At 64.6% G+C, this 6268-nt stretch carries 6 protein-coding genes; 4 read left to right on the top strand and 2 right to left on the bottom strand.

Annotation, left to right across the window (positions count from 1 at the left end; all coding sequences use genetic code 11):
* Window positions 1–583 precede the first annotated feature (583 nt).
* The 4 genes from WBR68_RS24450 to WBR68_RS24435 all read left to right on the top strand — a co-directional run bounded on the left by WBR68_RS24450 (window position 584) and on the right by WBR68_RS24435 (window position 4199).
* Window positions 584–1120 (top strand): YaeQ family protein, encoded by a 537-nt coding sequence (locus WBR68_RS24450; RefSeq protein WP_050449334.1) that lies wholly within the window; start codon window positions 584–586, stop codon window positions 1118–1120.
* 156 nt (window positions 1121–1276) lie between these two features.
* On the top strand, window positions 1277–1867 hold the full coding sequence (locus WBR68_RS24445) for a TetR/AcrR family transcriptional regulator (RefSeq protein WP_230695490.1): 591 nt from the start codon (window positions 1277–1279) through the stop codon (window positions 1865–1867).
* Between the two features lie 117 nt (window positions 1868–1984).
* On the top strand, window positions 1985–2677 hold the full coding sequence (locus WBR68_RS24440; protein ID WP_230695489.1) for an SDR family oxidoreductase: 693 nt from the start codon (window positions 1985–1987) through the stop codon (window positions 2675–2677).
* 19 nt (window positions 2678–2696) lie between these two features.
* Entirely contained in the window at window positions 2697–4199 is a 1503-nt protein-coding gene (locus WBR68_RS24435; protein ID WP_230695488.1) for an MFS transporter, read from the top strand.
* 38 nt (window positions 4200–4237) lie between these two features.
* Here WBR68_RS24435 and WBR68_RS24430 read toward each other — a convergent pair whose 3' ends face one another.
* On the bottom strand, window positions 4238–5596 hold the full coding sequence (locus WBR68_RS24430) for an ATP-binding protein (RefSeq protein ID WP_230695487.1): 1359 nt from the start codon (window positions 5594–5596) through the stop codon (window positions 4238–4240).
* Window positions 5593–6264, bottom strand: coding sequence for a response regulator (locus WBR68_RS24425; protein WP_050449330.1), 672 nt, complete (start codon window positions 6262–6264; stop codon window positions 5593–5595). Before WBR68_RS24425 ends, WBR68_RS24430 begins: the two co-directional genes overlap by 4 nt.
* Window positions 6265–6268: the final 4 nt, after the last annotated feature.

Here is a 6268-nt window from a genome sequence, read left to right as displayed (position 1 = left end):
GGTCTGGCGCACTGGTCAGTCCTTCGATCCTGGGAAATTGCGGCCGGTTATGGGTTGACCCAAACCATAGAATCTCGTTGCCGCCTGCGGCGGCTGCCTTCGGATTCCCTCGGGCGCATCGACTCGCCTCGCTCACCCTCGCCCCAACGCCAAACGCTCCAGCCATAGCCGGTGACGGATGCCGGGGCGAGCGGTGTGCTTGGCATTCTTGCCTCGGGGGTGGTTTGGCGGAAGGCCTTGCAGGGCCGCCAAAGCCGGCCGCGCGGGCGGCCTTTTTTGGCATTTGGGCGGTGCTTGCCGCGCTAGTTATTCCCTGCTGCCGGCCGATGTTACCCATGGCACGGACCTCACCACTGTAGGATGGGTGAAGCGCGGCATGCCTTGAACAAAAACGCCAACCTCCATCGCGCGTAACCCATCACCCACCCCCGCAAAAAAACCTACCCCCACTCCAACGCCAATTTCAACCCAAACGCAATAAACACCGCGCCCGTCATCCGGTCCAATCCCCGCATGACTTCCGGCCAGGCGGTATCATGGCGGGCTTCACGCAATTCGCACCATTCACTACGGATTTTTCGCCATGGCCCTGCGCGCCACCATCTACAAGGCCGAACTCAACGTCGCCGACACGGACCGCCATTACTACGGCAGCCATGCGCTGACGGTCGCCCGCCACCCCTCTGAAACGGACGAACGTATGATGGTGCGCTTGGTGGCGTTTGCGCTGCATGCGCAGGAAGAACTGGCATTCACCAAAGGTTTGAGCGACACCGACGAACCTGACTTGTGGGTCAAGGACCTGACCGGCGCGGTCAAGCTGTGGATCGAAGTGGGCCAGCCCGAAGAGCGCCGCATTCTGCGTGCTTGTGGGCGTGCCGACGAAGTCATCATCTATTGCTACGGCGGGTCGGCCAGCAAGATCTGGTGGGACGGCGTGCGTAACAAGCTGGAACGCACCCGCAACCTGAAGGTGGTGAACCTGCCGTCCGATCAGAGCCGGGCGCTGGCCAAGCTGGCCGAGCGCACCATGCAACTGAACGCCAACATCTCGGACGGCATTGTGTATTTCTCGGCCGACAAGGGCGAGGTCAGCGTCGAACCCGAGGTCTGGCGTTAGGCACGGCGCCTGTGGGCGGGGCTGCTGTAGTTGAAACCCCCGCTTTGAACCGCCCGTAGTTACGACTCCAGCAGTTACAAAATCCCCCACATTCTTCTTGCGCGCCGGATTTTTGCGGGATTAATATGATGATCATCATATTTCAGGATCCCGAGCATGTCTGGCCCCTCGAACCGCAAGGCGCTTTCTCACGAACGGATTGTTGACGCCGCCGCGCGCGCCATCCGTCGGGAAGGGTATGCCGGCGTGGGCGTGGCCGACATCATGAGGGAAGCCGGCCTGACGCACGGCGGGTTCTACGCGCATTTTCCGTCGCGCGACGCGCTGTTGGCTGCCGCGATGGAACGTGCCGGGCGCGATGGTGCATCGCGCATGATGCAAAGTGTGGCCAAGCGCCAGGCCGAGGGCGCCAGCGCGCTGCAAGCCTGGGTGGACGCCTATCTGGGCGACGCGCATCTGCAAGGTTGCGAACGGGGTTGCCCGGTGGCGGCGCTGGCTTCCGAGATGCCGCGCCAGTCGCCTGAAGTGCGCGAGGTGTCGGCCGCGCGTGTGCAGCGGCTGATGCAGGCGGTGCGTGAAGTTTTGCCCCCGGACGCGGGCGAACATGCCGCCGCTGGGGTGACCAGCACGCTGGTGGGTGCGCTGCAACTGGCGCGCGCGCTGGGCGATAACGCCGAAGGGCGCGCCGTGCTGGCGTCGGCCCGCCAGACCATCCTGGACCAGTACGACACCGGGACCGCCTCATGAGTTTGACCGCCTACCGATTTCCAGGCCGCCGTGCGCGGCCTTTTTACCCGACATAAATATGATGATCATCATATTTAAACCAGTCAGCAGTCTCTACTTCCCGACAAGGACCCCATCATGAATCTCAAGAATGCAGTCGTGTTGATTACCGGCGCCAACCGCGGTCTGGGTTTGGCTTTTGCGCGCGTCGCGTTGGCCCGTGGCGCCCGCAAGGTGTACGCCGCCGCGCGCGATCCGTCCACGATCACCCTGCCTGGGGTCGAGGCCATCAAGCTGGATGTGTCCAACCCCGCCGGTGTGGAGGCCGCCGCGGCGCACGCCAAGGACGTGACGCTGGTCATCAACAACGCGGGCATCGCGGCCATGGGTGGCTTTCTGGACGCCGACGCCATCGAATCTGCGCAACGCCATCTGGATATCAATGTGTTCGGTTCGTTGCGCGTGGCGCAGGCCTTCGCGCCCGTGCTGGCCGCCAATGGCGGTGGCGCGTTGCTGAACGTGCTGTCGATCGCCAGTTGGATCAACGGCCAACCGCTGGGCCTGTACGCGATGAGCAAGTCGGCCGCCTGGGCCATGACGAACGGCTTGCGTCACGACTTGCGCGCGCAGGGCACGCAGGTGCTGGGCTTGCACATGGGGTTTGTCGATACCGATCTGACCAAGGGCATAGATGCGCCAAAGTCCACACCGGATTCCATCGTCAACCAGGCGTTCGATGGCCTGGAGGCGGGTGCGGAAGAGGTGTTGGCCGATGAGCGGACTCGCCAGGTGAAGCAAGGTTTGTCGGCCAATCCGTCCGTTTACCTGTAGGCGCGGGGCAAAGACCACCATGCATGCCAACGCGCATTCTCAAACGCCGCCGACCACCGCGCCGACCACCGCGCCCGCGGTAGCGCCCGCAGCGCTCACCGCCGCGCCCGTCACGGCTTCCCCCTGGCCCGTCTTCTGGGTGGCCAGCATCGCCGTGTTCCTGGTGTCGCTGGACGCCACCATGCTGTACGCGGCGTTCGGCGCTTTGCGCGCGGGCTTTCCCCAGGCGTCGGCCGCGGATATGTCCTGGGTGCTCAACGCCTACACCGTGGTGTTCGCGGCCATGCTGATTCCGTCGGGCGGCCTGGCCGACACGCATGGTCGCAAGCGCATGTTCATGATGGGGGTGGCCTTGTTCCTGGCTGCTTCCGCCGCTTGCGGCTTGGCCGGCAATGTGGGGTGGCTGATTGCCGCGCGCGTGTTGCAGGCGGTTGGCGCGGCGCTGTTGATGCCGGCGTCCCTGTCGATTGTGTTGGCGGTGTTTCCCCCGCAAAAGCGCGCGGTGGCGGTCAGCTTGTGGGGCGCGGTGGGTGCCCTGGCCGCGGCCATCGGCCCCAGCCTGGGGGCATTCGTGGTGGACATGGCGGGCTGGCCCTGGGCGTTCTACATCAATCTGCCGCTGGGCGCCGTGTCGCTCTGGTTTGGCGCCGGACTGTTGAAGGAATCGGTCAAGCCCGAGGTGCGCCGCCGTGTGGATGGCGTGGGCATGGTCTTGTTGATGGTGGCGGTGGGCGCGCTGGCGCTGGCGACGGTGCAATCGGAATCCCCAACCTGGACCCGCGTGGAACTGCTGGTGGTGGCGGCGGTGGGCGTGGTGTCGATGGGCGCGTTCGTGGCCTGGGCGCGATCCACGCCGCATCCGCTGGTGGATCTGGCATTGTTCAAGCATCGCACGTACCGCTATGTGAACCTGGCCACGCTCAGCTTCGGCATTGCGTTCGCGATGATGTTCTTCGCCTTCTTCTTCTACATGACGGGCGTGTGGCACTACAGCCTGCCGCGCGCGGGCCTGGCGGTCACGCCCGGCCCCTTGCTGGTCATGCCGACGGCGATCATTACCGGCCGCCTGGCGGCACGCCTGGGTCACCGGCCGTTCCTGGTGATGGGTTCCTTGATCTACGCGGCCAGCGGCCTGTGGTTCTTGCTGGTGCCCGGCGAACAACCCGCTTATCTGACGCAGTGGTTGCCGGGCCTGCTGTTAAGCGGCATCGGCGTGGGGATGGTGCTGCCGTCTTTGTCGGGCGCCGCCGTCAGCCGCTTGCCGGCGCAACACTACGCGGTGGGCAGCGCCGTCAACCAGGCCACGCGCCAGATCGGCGGGGTAATGGGCGTGGCGATCACGGTGTTGCTGCTGGGGCAGGGCGCAGTCAGCCATGCGGATTTCTCGCCGCTGTATATGGGGCATGTGGGGCTGGCATTGTTGACGGCGCTGTTGTGCCTGGCGGTGGATACGCGGCCAGACCAACCCAGGCACGAAGGCAAACACGACGGCAAGCACGACGGCAAGCGGCCGCGCAGGTAAAAGCCGTGCCTTCCCTGTCAGCCGGGATGCCAGCCGCGTTACGCGCCGCGCCGTATCGTCACACGCAGCCCGGGGCCGAAGTCAGTTGCCGCCTCGCGCATCGCAAAGCGGATGTTCATGCCGTGGTTCTGCGCAATGCGGCGAGCGATGGATACGCCCAGCCCGCTGCCGGCTTCTTCGTGGCCCGCCGCGCGCAAGAATCGGTCGCCCAGCCTGGGTAGTATGTCGGGCGCGATGCCCGGGCCTTCATCGTCAACGGTGATGTCCGTTGCCGAAAACGTCAGGCGTACGCGCGAATGCCGGGGGCCGTAGCGTATCGCGTTGTCCAGAATGTTCTTGAGCATGATCGTCAGCGCGTTTTCATCGCCCGCCATCGGCAACGGCAGCACACCGGTTTGGGGCCACTCCACGGCGATGTCGATGTCGCGCCGATCCGCGATCCACAGGCAATCCCCCACCGCTTGTTCGGCCACGACACGCCAATCGACCGAGCCACCAAAGTCCGCGTGGTTGGCACTGTCCAGCCGGGCCATGATCAGCAATTGCGATACCAGCCGGTCCAGCCTTTCCATCCCGCGACTAACGCTCTCCTGTGCCTGGCGTTTTGCAGCGGGGTCCTGGGTACGCTGCACGACATCCCATTGGGCCCGTACTGCCGCCAAGGGCGTGCGCAACTCGTGGGCGGCGTCCGCCGTCAGGCGCCGCTCTTGTTCGATCAACGTTCCGACGCGCGCCAGCAAGCCGTTCATCGCGTCCGTAAGAACCTTCAGTTCGCCCGGTACTTGCGAGCTTGACAAGGGCGTGGCGTCATCGGGGCGGCGTCGTTCCAACTGCTTCGATAGATCTCGTACCGGCCGCATCGCCTGGCGCACGGCGAAGATCAGCAAAGCGATCAGCACGGGCAGCCCCACCAGCCAGGGAACAATCTGGCCAGCGATGTAGGCAACCACCAGGTCGTTGCGTTCGCCGATGCGCTGTCCGACAGCAATGCGCGTTTGGTTGGCGGGGTCGCTCAGATAGACCAGCCGCCAGGCCTCGCCGCTGACGACGCTGTCGAAAAATCCTTCTCTATTCCCCTCGCGCGGAAACTGCATCGCTTCGGGATCAAGCACCAGCGGGGCGCTGGCGCCGCGCCAGATCGCAACGGAAAGATCGCCCAGCCCGGCATCGCCCGTATTGGCCGATGACGGCGTCTTCGCGGGCGTGGGCAAGAGGGTGGCTGACGGGGGAATCAGCGCCGAGATAGCCAGCGTCTGCTGCGCGAGCCGCAGCATGTCGGTGTCGTAAAGCTCGTTGATCTCGTGCGAGGCACGCCAGTAGGTCCCGGCGATGGTGATCAGCCACGCGAATGGTGCAGCCAGCAGTACGGCCACGATAAGCCTGCGTTGCAAGGTCATGAGTCAGCGTCCACTTGACCCAGCGCGTAGCCCGATCCCCGCACGGTGCGCACGATCTTGGGGTGAATCTTCTTGCGCAGGTGGTGTACGAATACCTCAAGCGCATTGCTTTCAAGTTCCGAGTCCCAGTCGTAGAGTTTGTCGCGGATGAAATCGCGGGTAAGGACGCGGTTGGGATGGGTGAGAAAGAGTTCAAGCAGCAGCGCTTCGCGCGTGGTCAGATCCACTTTTTGCCCCTTCCAGTGCACTTCGTGCAGGGCGGGGTGGTAGTCCAGGTGGCCATGGCGCCACACGGGTTCGGGCTTGCCCGCCACGCGCCGTGTCACCGCGCGCAAGCGTGCCGCCAGCTCATCCAGCGTGATGGGTTTGATCAGGTAGTCGTCCGCGCCGGCATCCAGCCCCGCGATGCGGCTTTCGACAGCTTCGCGTGCCGTCAGAATGACGACCGGCAAGCTGCGTCCGCCACGGCGCCAGCGCTTGAGCAACGCCACGCCGTCTTCGCCCGGCAAGCCAAGATCCAGCACCACGGCATCGTAGTGCACCACGTCCATGGCCTGGTCGCCTTCGCGGCTGTTGGTGAACCAGTCGACGGCATAGCCCAGCAAGCGCAGGCCGGATTTCAAGCCATCGCCGATCAGCGGGTCGTCTTCAATGATGAGGATTCTCATTTAT

Origin of the sequence: Achromobacter sp. JD-1 (genome assembly GCF_038594925.1) — a bacterium.
Lineage (GTDB): Bacteria > Pseudomonadota > Gammaproteobacteria > Burkholderiales > Burkholderiaceae_B > Achromobacter > Achromobacter spanius_C.
Note: the sequence above shows the minus strand (reverse complement) of the source record. Positions and strands in the feature narration are given on the sequence as shown.